This window comes from Myxococcus qinghaiensis (genome assembly GCF_024198215.1).
Lineage (GTDB): Bacteria > Myxococcota > Myxococcia > Myxococcales > Myxococcaceae > Myxococcus > Myxococcus qinghaiensis.
The window spans coordinates 299,983-323,731 of sequence record NZ_JAKCFA010000004.1; the positions used below are offsets into that span (position 1 = coordinate 299,983).

The following is a 23,749-nucleotide window of genomic DNA, read 5'->3' on the forward strand; positions in this document are numbered from 1 at the left end:
TAGAGCATGGCTGGCCGCGCGAGTTGAACGTGGAGAGCCTCACAGGCTGATAAAACTGATTTAAGCTGAAATAGCAGTTGGGACGGAGGTGTCGCCATGAGCGCACCCGACGTGAAGCGAGAGGTGGCGAAGGTGCGAAGCCTGCCCCCGTTGGTGCCCGTTCCAAGGGAGTCTCCTCCACCGTTGTCCTTCGCCCAGCAGCGCCTGTGGTTCCTCGCGCAGGTGGATGCCGGGGGCTACTCCTACAACGTCCCGTTCTTCTCGCGGCTGAAGGGGCGGCTCGACGTGGCTGCGCTCCAGCGGGCGTTGTCGGCGCTGGTGCAACGGCACGAAGTCCTGCGCACCACATTCGGTGAAGAGGCCGGGCGACCGGTGCAGCGCATCGCGCCCGATGCCGCCGTGACGCTGAGCGTGGAGCCCGTGGCGGAAGAGGACCTCCTCCGTCTCGCGGAAGAGGAGGCGCGACGCACGTTCGACCTGAGCACCGGACCGATGCTTCGCACGCGGCTGTTGCGAGTGCACGAAGACGACCACGTGTTGCTCCTGATGCTCCACCACATCTCGTGTGACGGCTGGTCCATGGGGGTGATGGAGCGCGAGCTGCGCGAGTTGTATGGCGCCTTCACCGAGGGCCGCCCGCCGACGTTGCCCGTGTTGCCGGTGCAGTACGCGGACCATGCGCTTTGGCAGCGCCAGTGGTTGAAGGGCGAGGTGCTGGAGTCGCAGCTCGCGTGGTGGAAGGCGCTGCTGGAGGGAGCCTCTCCCGCGCTGGAGTTGCCCGTGGACCGGACGAGGCCGCCGGTGCAGACGTTTCGGGGCGCCAGTGTGGCGCTCCCTCTGTCTCCGTCGCTCTCGCAAGCGGTGAAGGCCCAGGCCCGCGCCGAGGGCGTGACGCCGTTCATGCTGCTGCTGGCGTGCTTCCAGGTGCTGCTGTCGCGCTACAGCGGTCAGCGGGATGTCGTCGTGGGGATGCCCATCTCCGGGCGGAACCGACGCGAGCTGGAGAACCTCATCGGCTTCTTCGTCAACACGCTCGCGCCGCGCCTGGACGTGGATGGGGACGAGTCGTTCCGGGCGATGCTCGGGCGGGTGCGTCGATTGTGCCTGGGGGCCTACGCGAACCAGGACGTTCCGTTCGAGACGCTGGTGGAGGCGATGCGGCCGGCTCGGGACTTGAGTCGCTCGCCGCTGTTCCAGGTGATGTTCGTCGTCGAAGGTCCGCGCGCCCTGCCGTCGCTGCCGGGGCTCGCGGCGAGCCAGGTGGTCTTCGACTCCGGCATGGCGAAGTTCGACCTGACGTTCTTCCTGCGCGAGACGGCCGAGGGTTGGGTCGGCATCTGGGAATACAACCAAGCGCTGTTCGATGAGGCGACCCTTCGGCGGATGGCGACTCACTACGTGACGCTGCTGGAGGGACTCCTCGCGGACCCGGAGCGACGCGTCGGCGATGTGTCGTTGCTGGACGAGTCGGAGCGGCTCGCGTTGCTGCGTGAGTGGAGTGGACGCACGGATTCGAGCGCCGTGCCCGGCTTGATGCACGCGTGGGTTGAAGCGCAGGGGGCCCGCTCGCCCGACGCGGTGGCGGTGACGGACGGACAGTCGTCGCTCACGTACGCGAGCCTGGAGCGGCGCGCGAATCAGCTCGCGCATCATCTGCTGGCGTTGGGGGTGCGGCCGGGGGGCACGGTGGGGTTGTGCCTGGAGCGGGCTTCGCTGGAGATGCCGGTGGCGGTGCTGGCGACGCTGAAGGCCGGCGCGGCCTTCCTCCCGTTGGACCCGAGCTATCCGTCGCAGCGCCTGGAGCAGATGTTGGAGGACACGGGCGCGCCCGTGGTGCTGGTGCACGGTGCGTTGGAGCGAGCGTTACCCGAGCGCACGGGGACGCGTCGGGTACGCCTGGAAGAGGAGGCAGGGCGGATTGAGTCGAGGCACGCGCATGCTCCCGCCATTCCGCTCTCGCCGGAGACTCCCTGCTACTTCGTCTACACGTCAGGGAGCACGGGGCGTCCCAAGGGCATCCTCATGTCCCATCGCGCGGTGGGGAACATGCTGCGCTGGTTGCTCGCGCGCACGGTGGACCCTGGGGCGACGACGCTTCAGTTCGCCTCGCTGAACTTCGATGTGTCGTTCCAGGAGATGTTCGGGACGTGGTGCCTGGGGGGCACGGTGTTGCTGGTGGGCGAGCAGGAGCGAAGGGACCCCGTGGCCCTGCTGCATCGCATGGTGACGCACGGCGTGGGGCGGCTGTACCTGCCCTTCGTGGCACTCCAGGCGTTGTGCGAGGTGGCTCAACACGAGGCCGTGTTGCCGCCGCTGCGCGAAGTGGTGACGGCGGGTGAGCAGTTGCAGGTGACGCCCGCGCTGGTGTCCTTCTTCGAGCGTCTGCCGGGCTGCGTGCTGGAGAATCAATATGGCCCTTCGGAGGCCCATGTCGTCACGGCCTGGAGGGCCCAGGGACCTCCCGCGACGTGGCCCGCGCTGCCTCCCGTGGGCGTGCCCATCTCGAACGTGAAGGTGTACGTGCTCGACGAGCGGGGCGCTCCGAGTCTCGTGGGTGTGGTGGGAGAGGTGTACGTCGGGGGCGCGAGTCTCGCGCACGGGTACTGGGAGCGTGCGGAGCTGACCGCGGACCGGTTCATCCCGGATGCGCTGAGTGACGAGCCGGGAGCGAGGCTGTACCGCACGGGAGACAAGGCGCGGTGGCTGGGGGACGGAAACCTTGAGTTCCTGGGGCGGGTGGACGGGCAGGTGAAGGTGCGCGGCTTCCGCGTGGAGTTGGGCGAGGTGGAGGTGGCGTTGAAGGCGCTGCCAGGGGTGAAGGACGCGGTGGTGGTGGTGCGGCAGGAGGAGGGCGGGGAGAAGCGACTGGTGGGCTACGTGGTGCACGCGGAGCAGTGGGACGCGGAGGCATTGAGGTCGCGTCTGGAGGAACGGCTTCCGGAGTACCTGCTGCCGAGCGTGCTGGTGCGACTGGATGCACTGCCGCTGGCGCCCACGGGCAAGGTGGACCGCAAGGCGCTGCCCGCGCCGGGTCGGCAGCAGCTCGCTTCACGCAGCGCGCACGAGGGGCCCCGCGACGAGCTGGAGCGGAAGCTGGTGCGCGTGTGGGAAGAGGTGCTGGGCGTGAGTCCCGTGGGCGTGACGGAGGACTTCTTCGCGCTGGGCGGCCATTCGCTGATGGCCATCCGGCTGCTTGCACGCATCCGAAGCGCAGTGGGAAGGGCGCTGCCGGTGGCGACACTCTTCCAGCGCGCGACGGTGCAGCATGTCGCGTCCGTGTTGCGCCGGGAGTCCATGACGTCCGTGTGGAGCCCGCTGGTGCGATTGCAGGAGGGACAGGGACAGAGGCCCTTCTTCTGCGTGCATGCGGTGGGCGGCACGGTGCTGAGCTACGCGGAGCTGGCGAAGTCTTTGGGGCCCGAGCAGCCGTTCTTTGGACTCCAGTCGCGAGGGCTGGAGGGCGATGTGCCTCCGTGCGAGAGCATCCCGGAGATGGCGAGCCTCTATCTCTCCGCGATGAGGGAGGTGCAGCCACGGGGGCCATATCGGCTCGGAGGCTGGTCGATGGGAGCCAGCATCGCGTGGGAGATGGCGCACCAGCTCCAGCGGCAGGGCGAGCGGGTGGAGGTGCTCGCGCTCATCGACGGCTTCGTGCGCCCCTTCGATGGAGAGGGTGCGGCGCCTGGGAGCGACGAGGCTCGGCGCTTCGGCGCGATGTTCTACACGGACCTGATGCGCGCGGCGGGGAACGCCGTCGAGCTGACGGATGAAGAGCTCGTGCAACAGGACCCCGAGGCCCTGATGCGCACCCTGGCGGCGGCGAGCAGTGGCATCCAGTCACTCGAAGCCCTGCGCCGGGTCTTCGAGGTGAACCTCCTCGCGGCGTGGAGCTACGTGCCGGCTCCCTACGCGGGGCCTGTCATCTCCATCGAGGCCACGGGCACCACGCGTGTGCATGGCTGGGAGCAGGTGGCGACGGGCGAGCTCACTGTCCACGCGATTGCCGGTGACCACTACTCCCTCTTGCGCGGCCCCGACGTGGCACGGCTGGCGTCGCTGCTGCGTGAGCACCTCGGGCGGGCTCAGGAGGTCGCGACCCCGGCACCTGCCAGCCGGACCTCTTGATTGGGCTGTGTCGTCGCAATCACGCGGTCAAAGCGCGGAGCCCTCACGCGATTCGAGGCAGGTCCGCGCTTCGAGGGCACGGGAGCCGGCCGTCGTGAGCTTCCCCGGTGCCGACGGACGCTCTGCTCATGGGAAGGGGCGCCGGGCCGTCGTGAGCTTCCTCGGCACCGACGGACGCTCTGCATAAGGGAAGGCGCCTGCTCGCCGCCAGCGGCCCCCCCGCGCCGCTCAGTATCGCCGGACGCTCTGCTCCGGGCCGGAGCCGCGGATGCGCCAGACGGTGAGGCGCTGCGAGTTGGTGTGGCTGACCACCATGCCGTCCTGCTGCATCTGCTCCAGCAGGCGGTTCGTCTTCAAGCGGTCCAGGCCCACGGCCTTGGCCAGCACGTCGCCGGGCAGGCCAGTGATGTTGCGGCGCAGCTCGTTGACGATGGCCTTCTTGAACTCGTTCTTCTGCAGGCCGTCCATGTCCTGCGTCTTCCACGCCTGGAGCACGCCCGCGGCGATGAGCACCAGCGTCAGTATCGCCACCAGCGGGTAGATGATGTGGCTGTTCTGCTCCAGGACCTCGAAGTACTTCGGGGACATGGAGGAGACAGGACGGGTGTAGTCCGGCACGATCTGCGCGAGCAGGCCGGAGAGCTGCATGGACATTGCGGGAAAGGTCGCCACGGCTCCCCGACTCTAGGGGGAGCCGCGCCTGCCCCGCAACTCGCACGCCGCGTCAGACGACGCCAATGGCTTCGGAGGCACCCTCGGCGAACAGCGTCGTGTCCGCCTTGGCCAGCAAGGTGGCGAGCCCCTCGCGCGACCAGGCGCTGATGGCCACCCCGCCCCGCGAGCGCAGCAGCGTCTCCACTTCGTCCGCCGGCATCAGGTCCGCCTTGTTCCAGACCATCAACCGAGGCTTCTCCATCAGCCCCAGCGACGAGAGGATCTTCTCCACCGCCTCCACCTGCTCGTCCCGCGCCGGGTCCGCCGCGTCCACCACGTGCAACAGCAGTGTCGCGTCGTACAGCTCCTCCAGCGTGGCGCGGAAGGCCGCCACCAGGTCCTTGGGCAAATCCCGGATGAAGCCCACCGTGTCGGTGATGATGACCTCGCGCTCCTGGGGGAAGCGAAGCCTGCGGCTCGTCGGGTCCAACGTGGCGAACAGCTTGTTCTCCGCCAGCACCTGCGCGTTGGTAATCGAGTTGAGCAGCGTGGACTTGCCCGCGTTGGTGTAGCCGACAATGGAGATGACCGGCAGCTCGCGCCGGTTGCGCTGCGCGCGCCGCACGCTGCGCTCCTTGCCAATCGCGTCGATGCGCTTCTCCAGATGCGTGATTCGCTCGCGCACCCGGCGTCGGTCGATTTCGAGCTTCGTCTCGCCAGGGCCTCGTCCGCCGATTCCACCCGCGAGCCGGCTGAGCGAGTCGTCGCTCTGCACCAGCCGGGGCAGCCGGTACTTCAGCTGCGCCAGCTCCACCTGGAGCTTGCCCTCCGCGCTCTGCGCCCGCTGCGCGAAGATGTCGAGGATGAGCTGCGTGCGGTCCAGAATCTTCAGACTGGTGGCCTCGCCGATGTGGCGCCCCTGCGACGGGGTGAGGTCCTTGTCGAAGATGAGCAGGTCCACCATGGACTGCATGGAGCGCAGGTTCAGGTCCTCCAGCTTGCCCCGGCCGATGAGGTAGCGAGGGTCCGCCTCGCGCTTCACCTGGAGCACGCTGTCCACCACCTCCACGCCCGCCGTGCGCGCCAGCTCCCGCAGCTCCGCGAGGCTCGCCTCCGCACGGCCCCGGTTTCCGTCCAGGCACACCGCGACGAGGATGGCCTTCTCCCGGCCTCCCACCGCGCGCGCCGCCGCCTTGCGGCTGAACTCATCCTCCAGCGCGCTCAGCGTGTCCGTCAGGTCCGGCTGCTCGACGTGCACGGAGGGCAGGGTGGAGACGTGCCAGAACTCACCCGTGCCGTTCTCCGGCACCAGGTAGGCGTAGTGCAGCACCCCCGGCAGGCCCTCCTGGCCCACGCCCACGGCGGCCACGCAGTCCAGGCGCAGGAGCGCGAGGTCCGTCAGGTCGTCCTTGGTGAGCGGCTCGCTCTTGAGGTGGGTGTGCACCAGCCGCAGGCCACGCAGACGCACCTGGCCGGCGCGAGCACGACCGATATCAGGCAGCTCGAGCTTGTGGGCGTTGCCCACCACCACGTGCTCGATTTCACCCTTCCGGTTGATGAGCACGCCCACCTGGCGGTTCGTCTCGTGGGACAGCTCGGTGAGGTGGCGGGCGAGCTCGGGCGACACGATTTCGTGCGGAGACACGCGCCGGCGGAAGGTGTTGCGCAGCCGGTGTTGCTCGTTCGCCTTGAGGCCCAGGGTGTTGCCGAAGATTTCCTTCAAACGCTTGCTCCTCTGACGAGGACCGGCCGTCCCCGTCCTTCCCGGCACTTTATACGTCGCCGCGTCCAGGTGGCTGACACCACCGTTCCGGGCCGGATTGCCGGAACCGTAGTGAACACACGGCCCTTGCGCGCTGTTTCCGTTTCCGTCCTAGGCTGCCGCGCGTGAGTCACTCGGGACGTAACGCCCTGCGCGCCGCGAAGCGCGTGGTCGTGAAAATCGGCACCAACGCCCTCACCCACGCCACCGGCCGCTTCAACCGCGAGCACTTCGTGGCGCTGGGCAAGGATTTGCTCTGGGCTGCCCAGGGCCGCGAACTGGTGGTGGTGTCCAGCGGTGCCATCGCCTTGGGCATGGAGCGTTTGGGCCTGTCCGCCCGGCCCCGGGACATTCCAGGCAAGCAGGCGTGCGCCGCGGTGGGACAGAGCCGGCTCATGCAGGCCTACGAGGACGTCTTCGGAGGGCAGGGCCAGGCGGTGGCGCAGGTGCTCCTCACCCACGAGGACATGCGCGACAGGCGGCGCTACCTCAACGTGAAGCACACGCTGGAGCGCCTGCTGGCCGCCAGCGTGGTGCCCGTCATCAACGAGAACGACACCGTCTCCGTGGACGAGCTGAAGTTCGGCGACAACGACACGCTCGCGGGACTGGTGGCGGGCGTGGTGGAGGCGGATGCCCTCATCCTCCTCTCCGACGTGGACGGGCTGCACACCGCGGACCCGCGACGAGACGCGGGCGCCAGCCTCCTGGAGACAGTGGAGGTGGTGACGCCGGAGTTGCTGGCCGTCGCGGGAGGCACCTCCAGCGGCGTGGGCACGGGCGGCATGGCGACCAAGGTCCGCGCCGTCGCCAGCGCCGCCGAGCAGGGAATCCGCGGCGTCATCACCTCCGGCTCCGTGGCCGGTCGCCTGCGCGCCGTGCTGGAGGGCGAGCCCGTGGGCACCCTCTTCGAGCCCACCGGTGCGCGCCGGGGCTCTCGCGCGGCGTGGATTGCCCATGCGCTGCGCCCGCTGGGCACACTCACCGTGGATGCCGGGGCGCGCGAGGCCATCGTCCAGGGCAAGCGCAGCCTCCTGCCCAGCGGCGTGCGCGGCGTGGACGGAGACTTCGATCGGGGAGACCCGGTGGATCTGGCGGACGAGTCCGGAGCGGTGTTCGCGCGCGGCCTCGCCTCATATGACGCCCAGGAGCTGCGGCGCATCGCCGGACGGCGCACGTCCGACATCGAGTCGGTGCTGGGCTACCGCTACCTGGATGAGGCCGTGCACCGCGACGACCTCGCGGTGCTCTAGCTGGCGGAGGAAGGGGCGCGGGTCAGATGGAGCAGGCGGAGGAGCCGTTGCCGCCATCCGTGCTCAGCTGCATCAGCGCGCGGAACTCCGGAGAGTCCACCTTCATCAGGAGCAGCGACACCTCCAGCTCACCGGGAACGCGGCCGAGCTGCAGCTTGCGCTGCTGTCCGTGCAGGAGCGCCAGCTCCGAGTGGCCCTTGGCCTCCGGCAGGAGCAGGTCCAACTGGAGGAGGAACGACTCGCCCTCCGCGCGGGGCATCAGCACCAACCGGTAGTCCGCGAGCGGGGCGCCCGGACGACGGCGCTCGGCGCGCAGCGTGCGGCCCGTCTCTCCGAGGAGCTTGGGCTGGGCGACCAGCCGGCCTTCGCGCCAGACCTCGACGGCGAAATAGAGCGGCTCGGCTCCAGCGGTCGAAGGCATCACCCCACAGGCCAGTCCCAACAGCAGTGCCAGCCCGGCAACCACGTTACGGAAGGTGCGGTTCATGGTGAGGTTCCCTTCTGAAGCTGGCGCAGGAATATCCCAAGTCGCGCCCATAGTGCGAGCCCTCCTTGGTCGGCTTTTGGGTTCCTACCTGATTGACAAATATCGCACAGGTGAATACCTGCTTGTCTGTTCAGTCCAGGCCAGCTAACTGCCTGCCCCCTCGCGGGCCGGGCCACCGTTTCGCACTGTCACGTACCCCTTCCTTGACCCCCCGGGGTCCGCCCGGCATCGTCGCCGATCTTCCCGAATGGACCGCACCGAACGCATCCTCGACCTCGTCGCTCTCCTGCTCGACGCCCGCGAGCCCATCTCCTGGGCCGAGCTGCGCGAGCACTTCCCCGCAGACTACGGAGGCTCGGACGACGCCGCCGAGCGCAAGTTCGAACGCGACAAGGCGGAGCTGGTGGAGCTGGGTTTTCCCCTCACCTATGTCCAAGGCGATGACGAGCGCCGCGATGGCTACATCGTGGACCGTGACGCCTACTACCTGCCGGAGGCGGACCTGACGAAGGAGGAGCTGGCCGTGCTCTACGCCGCCGGCTCCGCGGCGCTCGCGTCCGGCGTCTTCCCCGGCAGGGATGACCTGGCGCACGCGCTGCGCAAGATTGGCTTCTTCGCGGGCGAGTCGCTGCCCACGCCCAGGGTCCGCATGGAGCTGGGCGCCACCCAGGCGGGACAGGAGAAGGAGGTCTCCGCCCGCCTGGAGCAGCTCTGGGACGCCTGCGCCTCGCGCAAGTGGGTGGAGATGTCCTACGCCAGTCCCAAGCACCCGGGCACCACGCAGCGCAAGGTGGACCCGTACGGGCTCGCGCTGCGGCGGGGCGTGTGGACGCTCGTGGGCTACTGCCACCTGCGCGGCGGCCTGCGCACGTTCCATGTCCACCGCGTGCGCGAGCTGAAGGCGAACACCGCGCGTCCGCGCACGCCGGACTTCCAGGTGCCGGAGGACTTCTCGCTCGACAACCACGTGGCGTACTTCCCGTGGCAGCACCGCTTCCACGAGCCGGTGGAGGTCGTGCTGCGGCTGTCCGGCGCGCTGGCGTCGCGTGCCTCGGGGCTGTTCCCGGGCGCGGTGCTGGAGCCGGTGGCGGAGGGTGGAATCACGCTCGCGCGGTTGCGAGTGAGCTTCCTGGATGGGCTGGCGCGCTTCTGCCTCTCGCTGGGGGCGGACTGTGTCGTGGAGGGGCCGGAGAGTGCCCGCTCGCGGCTGCGGGAGATGGCCGCGCGTGTCGCCAACCGTCACGCGGACGCGCTGGAAGACAAGGTGAGCGCATGAGCAACGTCCACGAGCGGCTCCGCCGCCTGCTGTTCCTCGTCCCGTATGTGTCCAAGCACCCCGGCGTCACGGTGGAGGCGCTCGCCCGAGCCCTCAACATCAGCCGCGAGGACCTGCTGGAGGAGCTGGACCTGCTCACGTGCGTGGGCCGGCCTCCCTTCAACCCGGACGACTACATCGACATCTACGTGGACAATGACCGCGTCTACGTGGACCTGGACCAGCGCCTCTTCGCGCCGCCCCGGCTGACGGCGGGAGAGGCCGCCGCGCTGGCCGCGTCGGCGGAGCTGTTGCGCCCCGCCTCCGGTGATGCGCTCCAGAGCGCCCTCCAGAAGCTGGAGCACGTGCTGCCGCCCCAGGTGCGCGAGCGCTACCGGGAGATGTACCGGAAGATTGATGCCTCCACCGAGGCGCCCCAGGCGCTCGGGCCGCTCACCCGCGCCATTCTCGAAAGGCGAGAAGTCATGTTCGGCTACGCCAGCCCGGGTCGGGCCGCCGAGCCGCGCCGGGTGCGTCCGTATGAGCTGCTCAGCCACCGGGGACAGTGGTATCTCCAGGGCTTCTGCCACACCCGGCAGGACGCTCGCCTGTTTCGGCTGGACCGGATGGAAGATCTCACCGTGACCGAAACGCCATTTCTCCCCCCGCCCGATGCCCGGGCGGACGTTCCCAACCCGGCTCGGAGCAGCTCCGAGGCGTCCGTGCGCGTGCGGTTCTCGCCCGTGGCGGCGCCCTACGTGAAGGAGCGCTTCGGCCAGGACGCCCGCCCGCTTGCCGATGGGGGCGTGGAAGTCCTCGTGGCCGGCGACAGCGAGCGCTGGCTGACGCAGTGGGTGCTGTCCTTTGGCGGCGAGGCGGAGGTGATGGAACCGGTCTCCGCGCGAGCGGCCGTTGCCCGAGCGGCGCGTGCCTCGATAGGATTGTAGGGCCCCCATGCCTTTCCAGCTGACGATCTCCGAGGGAAAAGACGCCGGCAAGGAGTTCGTCTTCGACCAGGACTCCGTGCTCATCGGTCGTACGTCCGAATGTGACGTCGTGCTGTACGACCCGGGCGTGTCCCGCAAACATTGCCGCCTGTTCCTCGATGGTGACGCCTACAGCGTCGAGGACCAGGGCAGCGCCAACGGCACCTTGCTCAACGGCACCGCGGTGCAGACGCAAGCCCTGGAGGACGGCGACAAGCTGACCCTGGGGCCGGTGACGTTCGTCTTCGCCTTGATGACGGACGAGTCCACCGGCGAGGAGGAGCTGCCCGCCGGGGCGGAGGAGGGCGCGAACAGCACGCGCATCGTCTCCGTGGACGCGCTGAAGCGTCAGCGGAACAAGGGCGTGGCCCTGGCCCCCGATGGCGCGGACGAGGAGTCCCTGGAGGAGATTCGCCAGGGCGCCACCCGCAACAACCTGCGAGCGCTGCGGCCCGCGGGGCAGAGCGGTGCACGCGCGGCGCTGGCCGCGTCGAACGAGCCCGCGGCCATCGAGCGGGCTCCGTCCTCGGTCCCCGCGCCCCGTCGTCCCCAGGGCAGCTCCGCGCCCGTGCGCGCGCGGCCGGCCTCCAGCGCCGGAGGTGGCGCGGGCAGCGGCCTGTCCGCCGCCGAGCGCGCCCGCATCCGCCGCGAGTCCCCGGGCCTGGTCGCGAGCGCGAAGCTGTTCTGGGCGGACGCGACCAACATGGTGCGCGGCGGCCTGGTGGGCGGCGGCGTCGCCGTGGTGCTGGGCCTCTTCGGCCTGCTGTACTGGCTGGTGCTCAGCGGCGAGGACAACGGGCCGGTGGGCGAGGAGCCCGCGGTGCTCACGCAGCAGCCCATCCGCGACTCGTTCGGCCTGGGGCCCGACGTGACGTGGGCCCGGGCGGACATGAAGATCTTCGAGTGGGAGTACACCGCCGCCACCAAGGCCGTGGTCATCCTCCACTACCAGGCGCAGGGCATCTCCAAGGACGAGGTGATGGTCAGCGTCAACGGCGTGGACGTGGGCAAGGTGCCCCCCGACACGCTGGCCAGCCAGGACCGCTCGCTGGAGCTGATGATTCCCTCCCAGCACCTGAAGAAGGGCGAGCCCAACCGCATCGTCTTCGACAACACCAAGAATCCGCCGGGCGAGGACCCCTGGCGCATCTGGAACGTGTGGGTGGAGCGCGCGCTCCTGCCGGACCTGCTGCCCGAGGAGCTGCTGCGCCAGGCCACCGAGTCCTACAAGCGCGGCCGGAAGAACAACGACACGCCGGACATCGGCGCCCGCAACCGCTACGAGGCGTGGAAGTCCTTCCGCGAGTCGTGGCTGATGCTGGAGGCCCACCCGGAGCCCAAGCCGGACCTCTACTACGAGGCGCAGGAGCGCATGAAGACGGCCCAGCAGGAGCTGGACAGGACGTGCGCCAAGCTGCTGCTGGAGGTGGAGGGCTACTACAACCAGGGCAACTACAAGGCCGCCTCCGCCACGCTGGACCACATCAAGCAGTACTTCCCGGAGTACGACCAGCCGTGTGCCACCCGCGCCGAGAACAAGCGCGGAGAGTACGGGCTGTAGCAGCTTCCTGTTTTCGCTGGCCTGCACCGTCCCGTACCGGACGGTGCATCACCCCCTGGGGCCGTTCAGGCGGCCCGTCGGGTTGCCGGCTCGGGGCGGCGTCCTCAACGTAAGAGGACCATGCGCGACCTGGAGGCGATGAGCGAGAGGGCGGGAGTGTCGGGAGAGGCTCTTCCCGAGCCCGGCTGTTCGCAGGGCCCCCTGCCAGAGCGAGCGCCCATCTGGAGCCCCGGGGTCTCCGGGATGCTCCTGGCGCGCTACTACCTGCCTCGCGGCCATGCGGTGACGCGCGGCAACGCGTGCGTGCTGCTGCGCGACGGCGTGGAGGCGTATCCGGCGATGCTGGAGGCCATCCGGCGGGCCCGGCGCTACATCCGCCTGGAGACGTACATGTTCATCACCGACGCCGTCGGTGAGCTGTTCGGCCAGGCGCTCGCGGAGGCCGCCGAGCGCGGCGTGCACGTGAAGGTGCTCTACGACGCGGTGGGCTCCTGGACGAGCCGCAAGGGCTACTTCGAGGAGCTGCGCCAGCGCGGCGTGGACATCCGCTCCTTCAAGCCCTTCAACCTGTCGCGCGGCTGGCGGCACCTGCTGCGCCGGGACCACCGCAAGATTCTCGTCGTGGACGGCGAGGTGGCCTTCACCGGCGGGGTGAACATCTCCGCGCACTGGGCGCCGGAGGGGGAGCAGGGCGGCGGGTGGCGCGATGACGTGCTGCGAATCGAAGGCCCCGCCGTGCACGTCCTGGAGCGGCGCTTCCTGGCCACCTGGCGGATGATGTTCCAGGACCGCATCCACCGCTGGGCGTCCGGGCTGCAGCACCGCCTGCGCCGGCGGCGGGGCGCTTCCTCCCCGCGGGGGCCCACGGGCCTGGCGGTGCTGTCCAGCCGGCGGAGCATCCACCGCGCCTACCTGCACGCCATCCACCGCTCCCGGCGCAGCGTGCTCATCGCCGCGGCGTACTTCGTGCCGGACCGGAAGCTCGTCGCCGCCCTGCGCGACGCGGCCCGGCGGGGCGTGGAGGTGAGCCTGCTCCTCAACGCCCGCAGCGACCACCCGCTGCTGGAGTTCGTCACCCGGGCCTTCTACGAGAAGCTCCTGGGGGCGGGGGTCCGCATCTTCGAGTGGCAGCGCGGGGTGCTCCACGCGAAGACGGCCGTCGTCGATGGGGCCTGGGGCACCATCGGCTCGTTCAACCTGGAGCGGCTGAGCCTGGCCTTCAACCACGAGGTCAACGCCGTGTTCGCCGACCCCCGGCTGGGCCAGCAGTTGGAGGACTCCTTCCGCACGGACTGCGGCGACTGTCGTGAGGTGACGCTGGCGGAATTCCGCCGCCGGCCCCTCTGGCGCAAGCTGCTGGAGCGCGCCCTGTACAGCCTGCGCAAGGTCATCTGAGGGACGCGGGCTTGTCCCGGGCCTGTCTCGCCGTTAGGGGACAGGGTGTCGGAGACGACATTCCCCAGCGGGACGCATGGTTCCGATGAGCGGGGCTGGACTCTTGCTGGGTCAACAGTCCATCGCAGGATGCGCGCGCAGGAACCCTTTGCAACGCGTCAAAGGCGAGCCTAGAAGTGCCCACATCCTGCGCACGGAAGGGCACCTCACATGACCGACAGTTTCGGCACGAAGTCCAAGCTTCAGGTGGGCTCGGCCACCTACGACTACTTCAGCCTGAGCAAGCTGGCCAAGGCACATCCCGCCGTGGATCGCCTGCCCTTCTCGTTGAAGGTGCTGCTGGAGAACCTGCTGCGCAACGAGGACGGCCGCGTCGTCAAGCGCGAGCACGTCGAGAAGATGCTGGCGTGGGACCCCAAGGCCACCCCGGACGTCGAAATCTCCTTCCACCCCGCGCGCGTGCTGCTCCAGGACTTCACCGGCGTGCCCGCCGTGGTGGACATGGCGGCGATGCGCGAGGCCCTGGCCACCATGGGTGGCGACCCCGCGAAAATCAACCCGCGCAACCCGGCCGACCTGGTCATCGACCACTCGGTGCAGATCGACTCCTTCGCCACGACGGCGGCCTTCAAGGAGAACGCGGAGCTGGAGTTCGAGCGCAACCGCGAGCGCTACGCCTTCCTGCGCTGGGGACAGAGCGCGTTCAAGGGCTTTGGCGTCGTCCCGCCGGACATCGGCATCTGCCACCAGGTGAACCTCGAGTTCCTGGCGCAGGTGACGTTCCGTCAGGGCACCACGGTGTACCCGGACACGCTGGTGGGCACCGACAGCCACACGACGATGATCAACGGCCTGGGCGTGGTGGGCTGGGGCGTGGGCGGCATCGAGGCGGAGGCCGCGCTGCTCGGCCAGCCGATTACGATGCTCATCCCCCAGGTGGTGGGCTTCAAGCTCACCGGCGCGCTGCCCGCGGGCGCCACGGCGACGGACCTGGTCCTCACCGTCACGCAGATGCTTCGCAAGAAGGGCGTGGTCGGCAAGTTCGTGGAGTTCTTCGGCACGGGCCTCAAGGGCCTGTCCCTCCCGGACCGCGCCACCATCGCCAACATGGCGCCCGAGTACGGGGCCACCATCGGCTTCTTCCCCGTGGACGAGGAGAGCCTCAACTACCTGCGCTTCACCGGCCGTCCCGACGCCGTCGTCGCCCTCACGGAGTCCTACGCCAAGGAGCAGGGCCTGTGGCGCAAGGATGACGCGCCGGAGCCGCTCTTCACCGACACGCTGGAGCTGGACCTGTCCACCGTGGTGCCCAGCCTCGCGGGCCCCAAGCGTCCGCAGGACCGCGTCCCGCTGACGGACATGAAGTCCGGCTACGAGAAGTCGCTCGTGGAGATGCTCGCGGCTGGCAAGAGCAAGGGCGAGGACGACGAGGGCGGCGGCAAGGCGAAGGCCCCCGCGGCCGAAGTCGCTCCGGAGCGTCTGGCGCAGACTGTCACCGTGAAGCAGGGCCGGGAGAGCTACCAGCTGGGCCACGGCGCGGTGGTGATTGCGTCGATTACGTCCTGCACCAACACGTCCAATCCGGCGGTGCTGGTGGGCGCGGGCCTCCTGGCGAAGAAGGCCGTGGAGAAGGGCCTCAACCCCAAGCCCTGGGTGAAGACGAGCCTGGCCCCGGGCAGCCGCGTCGTCACCGAGTACCTGCGTGACTCCGGCCTGCTCCCCTACCTGGAGGCCGTCGGCTTCCACGTGGTGGGCTACGGCTGCACCACGTGCATCGGCAACTCGGGGCCCTTGACGGAGCCCGTCGCCAACGCCGTCGTCGAAGGCGACCTGGTCGTCGCCGCGGTGCTCTCCGGCAACCGCAACTTCGAGGGCCGCATCAACCCGCACGTGCGCATGAACTACCTGGCCAGCCCGCCGCTGGTGGTGGCCTACGCGCTGGCCGGCGAGGTGGGGCTGGACATGGACAAGGAGCCGCTCGGCCTGGACCCCAACGGCCGCCCGGTGTTCCTCAAGGACATCTGGCCCACCAACGAGGAAATCAAGACGGTCATCCGCGCGTCGGTGAAGCCCGAGCAGTTCCGCAGCCAGTACGCCAACGCCATGGACGGCGACGCGCTCTGGCAGCAGCTGCCCGTGGGCAAGGGCTCCACGTTCCAGTGGGATGAGAAGTCCACCTACGTGCGCAAGCCGCCCTTCTTCGAGAACCTCCCGAAGGAGCCCAAGGCGACGCAGGACATCAAGGGCGCGCGCGTGCTGGCGCTCCTGGGTGACTCCGTCACGACGGACCACATCTCGCCCGCGGGCAACATCGCCAAGACGAGCCCGGCCGCCAAGTACCTGATGGCGGAGGGCGTGGAGCCCAAGGATTTCAACTCCTACGGCGCGCGTCGCGGCAACCACGAGGTGATGGTGCGCGGCACCTTCGCCAACATCCGCCTGAAGAACCTGCTCGTCCCGGGCGTGGAGGGTGGCGTCACCGTGCACATCCCCACCCGCGAGCGGATGAGCATCTACGACGCCTCCATGAAGTACCAGGCGGACGGCACCGCGCTGGTGGTGCTGGCCGGCGCCGAGTACGGCACGGGCTCCAGCCGTGACTGGGCCGCCAAGGGCACGCAGCTTTTGGGCGTGAAGGCCGTCATCGCCAAGAGCTTCGAGCGCATCCACCGCTCCAACCTCGTCGGCATGGGCGTGCTGCCCCTGCAGTTCGAGGCGGGCCAGGACGCGCAGTCGCTGGGCCTCACCGGCCACGAGACGTTCGAAATCACGGGGATTGCGCAGGACCTGGCGCCGCAGAAGAAGCTCACCGTGAAGGCCACGGGCGAGGGCGGCACCAAGGAGTTCACCGCCGTGTGCCGCATCGACACGCCGAACGAGCTCGACTACTACCGGCACGGCGGCATCCTGCAGTACGTGCTGCGCCAGCTCGCGAAGGCGTAGTCCTCCCAAGAAGACAGAGACCGGCACCCGCTTTCCTCGGCGGGTGCGGGACTCGCACAGCGGCCCGGAGTGCCCGCGTGGCGCTCCGGGCCGTCGTGTCTCAGGGCTCCTTCAGCCGCGCCCAGGCGGCGCGGTAGCGGGCCAGCCGCTCCGCGTCCTTGGCCGTGACGGCCGTCAGCCGGCGCACGTCCATGTTGTCCTCCAGGTCCGCGAGCTTCACCCGGCGCGCCAGCGCGTCCGGCCGCAGCCGCTCGATGAAGGCCTCGTATGTCTCGTGCTCGCGCCGGGTGAGTCCCTCCAGCGCGCGCAGGACTGCTTCCGGGTAGCCGCTGTCCCGCAGCCGCTCCAGCGTCCAGGGCGTGTCCTCCACCACGTCGTGCAGGATTGCGACGGTGCGCTCCTCCTCCGTCTCCAGCCGCATCATCAACCGCAGGGGATGCAGGATGTAGGGCTGGCCCGCCTTGTCCCGCTGGCCGCGGTGCGCCTCCACGGCGAGGGCAATCGCGTCTTCGAGCGTGGGCATTGCAGGCGTCCTTCGTGAGGGAGAAGCGCCGAGCATCCCACGCCTTGAAGGCGGATGGCGCGCGGTCCTTTGGGGCGGGGATTTCGGAGGCGATGCCCTGGCCTCGCGGCAAGGCGCCCGCCATCGCCCACGCGCGCCTGGCGTGAGGGCCTTGCGTCAGTTGTGGTTGCCGGAGCCCGTGCCCGTGGTGCCCTGGGAGGTGTTGGGGCCGCCGCCGCCGTTGTAGCTGAGCAGTCCCTCCAGCGCGAGGGTGCTGGGGTTCTGCGTCCCGTCGCTGCGGCGGGCGCGCAGCGTGGAGGAGATGCACACCGCGCCGACGACGGCCACCTGGTCATTGTCCCGGCGCCAGTTGGGGGCGACGGGGTCGAACTCGTCCTCGTTGTCGCGGATGTACAGGTAGACGTCCGGCTTGCCGTCGCCATCCACGTCGGCGAAGAGCGCCGGATTCGTGGTCAGCAGCCTGGAGGAGAACGGGTCCGCGGGCGTCGGGTTGAAGCTGGAGCGCACCGGGTTGTAGGTGGCCGGCGCGGCCAGGTAGGTGTTCCAGTTGGCGTAGTTGCGCCCGTAGAAGCTGCGCGCGAGCTGCAGGCCGCTCTCCGCGCAGCTCTGGCGCTGGCCGGCGCGGCTGCTGGCGACGGCGCGCACGCGCTCTCCGCCCGCGTACACCATGAGGCTTGCCACCAGGCCCAGCAGCACGGTGACGAGCATGACGACGACAATCAGCGTGGCGCCACGGGCGGCGCGGGGAAGGGACTTGCGCGGCTTGGAGTGCATGGCGCTCACAGGTTGGCGGCCGCCAGGTTGGGCAGCTCCAGACGGCGGGTGTAGAGGCTGCGGTAGAAGCCATCCGCGGCGACGGCGGCCGGCGGCACGTTGTTCTCCGTGCTGATGCGCTTGTCGTCCGCCAGCACCGCGGTGCTCTGCGTGTTGCGACGCGGGTTGCGGCCGGTGGCGACCACGCTGATGCGCACCGTGCGCAGGCCCGGCTGGAAGGCGGCGGCCAATCCGTGCCGCCACGTGTACCGGGCCGGGTCCTCCTGGCCCGTGGTGTCGAAGCCAAAGGCCACCTGCAGGTCCTCCACGTTCTCCTGCACGACGACGGGCTGCTCCGTCGCGGGCTCCGAGAAGGGCCGGCCCAGCGCGTCCGCCAGCAGCCTGCCCTCCGTGCGCAAGAGCGACGGCCGGCCCGACGTGGGGTGGGGGCCGATGAAGAAGTGCAGCAGCCGCACCGGATAGACGAGGTCCCCGCTCTGGTAGCCACCCCGCTCCGGCGCGTTGGAGAAGCCGGAGGTCCCCGCCTCGTCATAGTTCACCTGGCCCGGCACGCCCGGGCTCTGGGGGGTGATGACGATGTTGGAGAGGAGCGCGGCGGTCGTCATGTTGCTGACCAGATGCAGCGAGTCCGCCTTGAGGCTCTGCGTGCAGTTCACATGGAGCGTGCCCGTGCCCGCGCGCACCACGGAGGCAGCGGCGCCAGGGGTGACACAGGGCTCGCCCAGATAGTCGCGGTCCGGCACCACCAGCCACAGGTCATCGCTGCCGTCGGCGGTGGGCGTGCTGGAGTTGGTGCCGGCGCCGGTGGTGCCATCGCGGCCGAAGATGGCGCCGACGCGCACGGGGACTCCGCCCTGGCGCACCCAGATGCCACCGGGAGCGCCAGCGCCCGCCTGGCGCACCATGCTCATCAGGGCCTCGCCCGCGAGCCGGGAGGCGTCATGGCTGTCGGCCGTGTGCTCCGTGTTGTGGATGACGCGGCTGCCCGCCACCATCAGCGACGCGGCGGCCGCGATGATGATGGCCGTGAGGGCCAGGGCGACCATCGTCTCCAGCAGCGTCATCCCTCGCAGGGCTCTCATTGGACGAACACCTCATTGTGGAACTGGGCGCGGTCCGCGGTGTCGCCCTTGCGCACGACGCGGGTCCACACCGTCACCGGCCGCGAGCCCGCGGGCAGGAGCGCGGTGGCCGAAGCGGGCACCTCGAGCGGCAGGCCCGTCGTGACCAGGACCTCCCGGCAGTACGTGCCCTCCGGCAGCGCGGCGTCGTTGCACGCCGTGCCGGTGGGGATGCCCGCGAGCGGCTCCACCTGGCCGGTGGCGGACAGCTTGAAGTACGCCCCGGAGCTGGGGTCACCTGGCACGGGCACCGTCGGGTCCGACCGCCAGGGCGCCGCGCCGGGAGCCAGCGTGGTGGGGGGCTGCGTGGGGCGCGGCACCGCCTGCGCGAGCAGCGGGCCCTTGGCGGCCAGCCACAGCCGCTGCGTGCTTGCCTCGAGCAGCAGTCGCTTCACCTGGAGCAGCTGGCCGTCGTGCACGTCGCGCGAGGCGAACACCATGCCGCCCACCGCGCCGGTGGCGGCGAGCGCCAGCACCACCATGGCGATGAGCACTTCGATGAGACTGGAGCCCCGGCGGAGGGCGCGAGCGGGCGAGCTCATTCGAAGAACCTCTGGCTCCAGTTGAGCAGCCGGAAGATGAAGCCCCCCTGGCCGTTGACGCGCAGGGTTTCGTCCGGGCTGGAGGGGCCCGTGGTGGTGGTGTTGTCGATGCGCGTGTTGGTGATGCGGCTGACCTCCAGCCCCACCACGAAGTCCTGCGACGTGGTGCCGTTGTCGCGGTGGTACACCGTCACGCCGCCGAAGTTGGCCAGGCTCAGTCCGGGCAGCACCGTGGCCGCGGCGCCCGCCGAAGTCGCGGTGTTGCCCAGGTCCAGCTTCCAGGTGTTGCCCTTTGTCGCCCCGTCGACCGACATCAAGTCCCCCAGCTTCCCCTTGGCGGTGCTGAAGTACGCGGTGCGCCCGGCCACGGTGATGTTGCCGTAGATGTGCTGCGGGGCAGCGAAGGACAGCGGGAAGGGCGTGGGCTCCTGGAGCACGCCCTGGTCTTCCGCCAGCGAGTGCGCGCCCGACGCGGTAATCGCCGAGCCATTCAGCTTGAAGCCGTCCTCACCCATGGGCAGCCGCCGCTTGCGGTCCAGCAGCGCCAGGTGCACCTGGCCCGCGGCGGTGGGCTGCACCCAGTCCGCGCCGCCCGTGCCGACCATGGCGACCAGCTCTCCCTCGTAGCCCTTGAGGGCGGTGCCGGTGGTGATGGTCTGCGGCAGCCGCGCCAGCGCCACGTTGGTGGTGATGGGCCGGCGCTGCGTGTCGGTGGAGTCGGTGTCCAGCGCGGAGTACTTGCAGGGCGACGTCTCCGAGCAGGAGGGGCCCAGCCGCAGCACGTTGGAGTTCTGTCCGGTGGCGCCGTCCAGCTCCCACAGCCGGCCCTCCATGTCGCCCACGTACAGGCGCGAGGCGCCGCCCGTGTCCGTCAGCACGGTGGGCGCGGTGGGCGCGGTGTTGTCCACCCAGCTCTGGGTGAACTCCTGCTCCCACTGCCACAGCTTCTGGCCGGTGGCGGCGTCGATGGCGAAGACCTCCATGCCGAACGTGGGAGCGCCGTACGCGCCCGAGCTGCTGGAGGCGACGAAGACGGCATAGGTGGGCTCCAGGCCCTGGCGCACCACGCCCACGGACAGGCCGCGCGTGCCGCCCAGGCCTCCGTAGTTGTAGAGGCCAGAGGGCTCGCGGCCCGGGTCCGTCTGCGGCGCCATGAGGAAGCGCGCGTCCTTCTCCTTCCACTTCACCGCCCACTGCGTGCCGCCCGTGTCGCGGTCCGCCAGCTCCACCGGCGCGTGCGGAGGGAAGGCGCCCGTCTGCGCGTGGCTGCCCGCCAGGTGCCACAGCAGCACCGGGCGCAGGGGGTTGGTGATGTCCAGGGCGAACAAGTCCCGGCCCGGGTTGCCCACGTTGGCCACCAGCACGGTGTGCCACTCGCGCTTGCCGCTGCCCACGAAGTCCGCGAAGACGTCCATCACCACCGGCGCGCTGTTGACGCGCGCGTTGTTGCTGCGCAGCCACGGCAGCTGCGTGGCCGGCAGGAAGCTCCACAGCTCGGTGCCGCGCGGGGGCGTGGTGCCGCCGCTGAAGCTCGCGCTCCAGTTCTTCTGGAAGGCGGAGTCCGCGGGGCTGACGTTGGGGAAGGACAGCGTCTCCGCGGGGCCCGCGTAGCGCGCGCCGCCAGACACGTAGAAGGCGTGGAGCTGCCCATCCAGGCCCGCCGCGTACGCGACGGTGGGGCGGGGCGCTCCCCGGTCCGGGATGTACGCGCTGGCCTTCACCACCGCGGGCGCGGAGTGGACGAAGCCGCCCAGGTGCGCGCGGTTGTCCGCCTCGTCGTTGTTGCACTGGCTGTCGCTCGGCTCCAGGACGGGCGTTCCCGAGCCGTCATGGCCCGTGCTGGTGGCGAAGCAGAAGCCGCGCACGCGCTGGAGCAGCTGCGCCACCGCGTTGAAGTCCGAGGCGAGCTTCGCCTTGTTGACCGTCTCCATGCTCTGGCCGAAGTCGGTGCCCGCCAGCTGTGGCGAGTACTGCACCGCCTGCTGCAAGTCACACACGCCATCCCCCGTGGGCGAGACGACGAAGTCGAAGCGCGACGTGCCGTCGGGGTTCTTGGCCTCGCCCAGCTTCAGCACGTCCACGCAGTTCGAGTTGGGCGAGCCGCCGTAGTTGGCGTTGATGGCGGTGCCGGCCACGCTCTGCGGCTTCCAGCCCACCTGGAGCACGCCGCGAGGCGCGCGCAGGCCGGCGCCCAGCGAGGGGTTCTCCTTCACCTGTCCACCGAAGTAGGTGAAGAGGTTGCGCTCGCGGGGCATGGGCAGCACGGCGTCCGCGTCCCACAGCGTGGCCGCGTCCAGCTCGCTCTCGCCCTGGCCGAGCGCGTCGCCGCCGATGAGCGAGTGGGCGCGCAGGTGGCCCGGGAAGTAGGGGAACACCCACTGCGAGCCCTGGGCGTGCACGTACGTGTCCACGCCGGGCGGGTAGCCCGACACCGCGTCGTAGGTGGCCGCGAGCACCAGCGCGCGCGTCCCGTTGGAGTCGCTGCCGTTGGCGTCGTCGAAGGCGACGGGCGCGGAGAGGGCGCGCTCGCTGCTCAGCGGCTCGGAGCCCAGGTTGAGCAGCGTGTTGAGGACGATGCGCGTGCCGGGGACGCTCTGCTTGAAGTCATGGCCCGCCAGGTAGACGATGGTCGCCTTCTTCGGGTCATTGTCCTTCTGGTTGAAGGTGAAGAAGTCGTGCCCGCGCCGGTTGTCCTCGGCCACGTGGGCGGCGTTGTCGTAGACGTGCTCGTCCTTGTGGCCGTACCAGCTCACCGCGAGCCGGCGCACGCCGTCCTTGTACTTCACGCGGTAGTTCTCCGTGTGACCCACCACGCTGTTGAAGCGGAAGTCGCCCATCTGGGAGAACGGGTCTCCGGCGTTGGGATAGAGGATGCAGGCCTCGCGGCTGCCCTGCGACTGGGCCATGTAGTCCGGGTCCGTGCAGTTGCGCCCGTCCCAGTTCTTGCCTCCGGAGAGCTTGTTGTACTGGAAGTTGCTCTCGCCCTGGAAACGGGAGCTGAGCACCGGCGTGTTGTCCGGGCGCCTCGTCGTCTCGTAGGACCAGATGCTCGCGCACTCGGCGAACAGGCCGTTGCCGCGCTGGTTGGTGAAGTACTCGATGTTGTTGAGCGCGTTCTCCCGCTGCGTCGTCGCGCCGTCGCCGTTGGCCACGTACTCGGGACGACCGATGTTGCCAATCTCCCAGTGGGGCGCCCAGAACACCTTGTAGCGGGGCTTGGTGGTGACGGGGTCCACCGCGTTGAGCAGGCCGTTCTTGAAGGTGGAGGTGGAGACGAGGTCCGCGTTGGCGTGGAGCGCGTCGTAGATGAGGCCGGGCTTCTTGTTGTTGAGGGTGCAGCCGGACGTCGTCCCCTCGGGGCAGCCGCCGGCCCCCGGGAAGTCCAGGCCCGCGTTGCGCAGGTAGTCGTCCAGCATGCCGCCCTTCACCAGGGGGTCCCCGCCGCTGTTCGTCCCGTCGGACAGGTCCAGCAGGGCGATTTTCGGCGGGACGCGGTTGATGCGGCGGGCCACCGGCGCGGTGAACTCGATGGTGGACTGGTGCATGCGCACGTAGTGGCAGCCGCTGTTGTTGGTGAAGACGGCGCAGTCGCTCGTCTTCGGGCACGTGGTGCGGAACTTCTCCGGGGACAGGTCGCCGGAGCCCGAGCGGATGAAGTCGATGGCGCGCCGCGCGTCCGCCGCGTCGATGATGAACGCGCCACCCATGTACCGCACGGTGCTGAAGCGCGGGCCGGTGACGCTGTTGTTCAGCGTGGTGGCGGTGAAGTACGGGCGCGCTTCGTTGGCCGTGGTGGTGAAGTTGTCGATGTTCCCGTTGGGATACAGGCCGCTGGTGGGCAGGGCCATGCCGTAGTTCACCGGCACCACCGGCTGCTCCGTGTTGTTGGTGATGGTGAAGTCGCAGCCGTCGTTCCACTTCGCGTCGCCGACGGGCGCTGGCGGCGTGTGGCGGTTGGTGGGCACGCACCGGTTGGGCGAGGCCTTCAAATCATTGATGGCCAGGTACACCGTTATCGGCTGGCTGGCGTTGGGGCCGCCGGGCTGGTTCGACTGGAGGATGCGCCACACCAGGCCGTACGCGGACAGCGAGCCGCAGCCGCGCTGGAAGGTGGCCTGCTCGGGGATGATGAGCGCGCCGCGGCTGAAGGTGACCAGGTCCGTCGCCGAGGCGGGCAGCGCCACCAGCAAGGACAGCGCGAGCAGCGCGCGCAGCGGCGTGAAAGAAGGGGGCCGAGGAGTCATGGGGTGCTCCCACCGGGGGTGAGCCGACCCAAGCGGGTCAGCTTCGCCACCTGGTTGCACGCCATGTGCCCTGGCCTTCCGCGCGCCCGGCCCCAGTGGCACCCCGGGAAAATCCCAGTGCGCC

The 23,749-nt window shown here is 69.8% G+C and carries 15 protein-coding genes; 7 read left to right on the forward strand and 8 right to left on the reverse strand.

Translation table 11 applies throughout. From position 1 onward, the window contains the following. Window positions 1–96 precede the first annotated feature (96 nt). Complete coding sequence (locus tag LZ199_RS08820) at window positions 97–4,125, forward strand: amino acid adenylation domain-containing protein (RefSeq protein WP_253993201.1); 4,029 nt, start codon at window positions 97–99, stop codon at window positions 4,123–4,125. 228 nt (window positions 4,126–4,353) lie between these two features. Here LZ199_RS08820 and LZ199_RS08825 read toward each other — a convergent pair whose 3' ends face one another. Together LZ199_RS08825 and hflX are read right to left on the reverse strand one after the other, a co-directional pair. Then, window positions 4,354–4,779 carry a hypothetical protein gene (locus LZ199_RS08825; protein WP_253993403.1) on the reverse strand — a complete coding sequence of 142 codons (426 nt, stop codon included), beginning with the start codon at window positions 4,777–4,779 and terminating at the stop codon, window positions 4,354–4,356. A gap of 70 nt (window positions 4,780–4,849) precedes the next feature. Continuing rightward, window positions 4,850–6,502: a GTPase HflX gene (gene hflX / locus LZ199_RS08830; protein ID WP_253993202.1), complete on the reverse strand. Its 1,653-nt coding sequence runs from the start codon at window positions 6,500–6,502 to the stop codon at window positions 4,850–4,852. Window positions 6,503–6,666: 164 nt separating this feature from the next. On the opposite strand from hflX, the gene proB reads away from it, so the two are divergent. Next, window positions 6,667–7,794, forward strand: a complete 1,128-nt coding sequence (gene proB, locus LZ199_RS08835; protein ID WP_407667180.1) for a glutamate 5-kinase — start codon at window positions 6,667–6,669, stop codon at window positions 7,792–7,794. 22 nt (window positions 7,795–7,816) lie between these two features. On the opposite strand, the gene LZ199_RS08840 is transcribed toward proB, so the two are convergent. Further along, window positions 7,817–8,281 carry a hypothetical protein gene (locus LZ199_RS08840; protein WP_253993203.1) on the reverse strand — a complete coding sequence of 155 codons (465 nt, stop codon included), beginning with the start codon at window positions 8,279–8,281 and terminating at the stop codon, window positions 7,817–7,819. 247 nt (window positions 8,282–8,528) lie between these two features. Between LZ199_RS08840 and LZ199_RS08845 the strand changes: the two genes are divergently transcribed. From LZ199_RS08845 to acnA, 5 genes are all read left to right on the forward strand, one after another. Continuing rightward, on the forward strand, window positions 8,529–9,557 hold the full coding sequence (locus LZ199_RS08845; RefSeq protein WP_253993204.1) for a helix-turn-helix transcriptional regulator: 1,029 nt from the start codon (window positions 8,529–8,531) through the stop codon (window positions 9,555–9,557). Then, on the forward strand, window positions 9,554–10,483 hold the full coding sequence (locus LZ199_RS08850) for a WYL domain-containing transcriptional regulator (RefSeq protein ID WP_253993205.1): 930 nt from the start codon (window positions 9,554–9,556) through the stop codon (window positions 10,481–10,483). The genes LZ199_RS08845 and LZ199_RS08850 overlap by 4 nt, the downstream gene beginning before the upstream one ends. A 7-nt stretch (window positions 10,484–10,490) precedes the next feature. Then, window positions 10,491–12,083, forward strand: a complete 1,593-nt coding sequence (locus LZ199_RS08855; RefSeq protein WP_253993206.1) for an FHA domain-containing protein — start codon at window positions 10,491–10,493, stop codon at window positions 12,081–12,083. A gap of 120 nt (window positions 12,084–12,203) precedes the next feature. Beyond that, the gene (locus tag LZ199_RS08860; protein ID WP_253993207.1) at window positions 12,204–13,478 is read left to right on the forward strand and encodes a phospholipase D-like domain-containing protein; all 1,275 of its coding nucleotides are present in this window, start codon (window positions 12,204–12,206) and stop codon (window positions 13,476–13,478) included. A 210-nt stretch (window positions 13,479–13,688) separates the two neighbouring features. Continuing rightward, window positions 13,689–16,421: an aconitate hydratase AcnA gene (acnA, locus tag LZ199_RS08865; RefSeq protein ID WP_253993208.1), complete on the forward strand. Its 2,733-nt coding sequence runs from the start codon at window positions 13,689–13,691 to the stop codon at window positions 16,419–16,421. Between the two features lie 100 nt (window positions 16,422–16,521). Here the strand turns inward: acnA and LZ199_RS08870 are convergent, their stop codons facing one another. The 5 genes from LZ199_RS08870 to LZ199_RS08890 form a co-directional block, all read right to left on the reverse strand. Beyond that, window positions 16,522–16,944: an HD domain-containing protein gene (locus tag LZ199_RS08870; RefSeq protein WP_253993209.1), complete on the reverse strand. Its 423-nt coding sequence runs from the start codon at window positions 16,942–16,944 to the stop codon at window positions 16,522–16,524. 156 nt (window positions 16,945–17,100) lie between these two features. Continuing rightward, the gene (locus tag LZ199_RS08875) at window positions 17,101–17,718 is read right to left on the reverse strand and encodes a hypothetical protein (RefSeq protein ID WP_253993210.1); all 618 of its coding nucleotides are present in this window, start codon (window positions 17,716–17,718) and stop codon (window positions 17,101–17,103) included. A 5-nt stretch (window positions 17,719–17,723) separates the two neighbouring features. Beyond that, a complete protein-coding gene (locus LZ199_RS08880; protein WP_253993211.1) occupies window positions 17,724–18,800 on the reverse strand; it encodes a PilW family protein in 1,077 nt (358 codons plus the stop codon). Further along, on the reverse strand, window positions 18,797–19,381 hold the full coding sequence (locus LZ199_RS08885) for a type IV pilus modification PilV family protein (protein WP_253993212.1): 585 nt from the start codon (window positions 19,379–19,381) through the stop codon (window positions 18,797–18,799). Before LZ199_RS08885 ends, LZ199_RS08880 begins: the two co-directional genes overlap by 4 nt. Continuing rightward, on the reverse strand, window positions 19,378–23,625 hold the full coding sequence (locus tag LZ199_RS08890; protein ID WP_253993213.1) for a pilus assembly protein: 4,248 nt from the start codon (window positions 23,623–23,625) through the stop codon (window positions 19,378–19,380). The genes LZ199_RS08885 and LZ199_RS08890 overlap by 4 nt, the downstream gene beginning before the upstream one ends. Between the last annotated feature and the right edge of the window lie 124 nt (window positions 23,626–23,749).

What these genes read in the sequence shown, in the direction of transcription:
- LZ199_RS08820 (WP_253993201.1), top strand. Translation starts at nt 97, where the DNA reads ATGAGCGCACCCGACGTGAAGCGAGAGGTGGCGAAGGTGCGAAGCCTG.
- LZ199_RS08825 (WP_253993403.1), bottom strand. Translation starts at nt 4,779, where the DNA reads ATGTCCATGCAGCTCTCCGGCCTGCTCGCGCAGATCGTGCCGGACTAC.
- LZ199_RS08840 (WP_253993203.1), bottom strand. Translation starts at nt 8,281, where the DNA reads ATGAACCGCACCTTCCGTAACGTGGTTGCCGGGCTGGCACTGCTGTTG.
- LZ199_RS08845 (WP_253993204.1), top strand. Translation starts at nt 8,529, where the DNA reads ATGGACCGCACCGAACGCATCCTCGACCTCGTCGCTCTCCTGCTCGAC.
- LZ199_RS08850 (WP_253993205.1), top strand. Translation starts at nt 9,554, where the DNA reads ATGAGCAACGTCCACGAGCGGCTCCGCCGCCTGCTGTTCCTCGTCCCG.
- LZ199_RS08855 (WP_253993206.1), top strand. Translation starts at nt 10,491, where the DNA reads ATGCCTTTCCAGCTGACGATCTCCGAGGGAAAAGACGCCGGCAAGGAG.
- LZ199_RS08860 (WP_253993207.1), top strand. Translation starts at nt 12,204, where the DNA reads ATGCGCGACCTGGAGGCGATGAGCGAGAGGGCGGGAGTGTCGGGAGAG.
- acnA (WP_253993208.1), top strand. Translation starts at nt 13,689, where the DNA reads ATGACCGACAGTTTCGGCACGAAGTCCAAGCTTCAGGTGGGCTCGGCC.
- LZ199_RS08870 (WP_253993209.1), bottom strand. Translation starts at nt 16,944, where the DNA reads ATGCCCACGCTCGAAGACGCGATTGCCCTCGCCGTGGAGGCGCACCGC.
- LZ199_RS08875 (WP_253993210.1), bottom strand. Translation starts at nt 17,718, where the DNA reads ATGCACTCCAAGCCGCGCAAGTCCCTTCCCCGCGCCGCCCGTGGCGCC.
- LZ199_RS08880 (WP_253993211.1), bottom strand. Translation starts at nt 18,800, where the DNA reads ATGAGAGCCCTGCGAGGGATGACGCTGCTGGAGACGATGGTCGCCCTG.
- LZ199_RS08885 (WP_253993212.1), bottom strand. Translation starts at nt 19,381, where the DNA reads ATGAGCTCGCCCGCTCGCGCCCTCCGCCGGGGCTCCAGTCTCATCGAA.
- LZ199_RS08890 (WP_253993213.1), bottom strand. Translation starts at nt 23,625, where the DNA reads ATGACTCCTCGGCCCCCTTCTTTCACGCCGCTGCGCGCGCTGCTCGCG.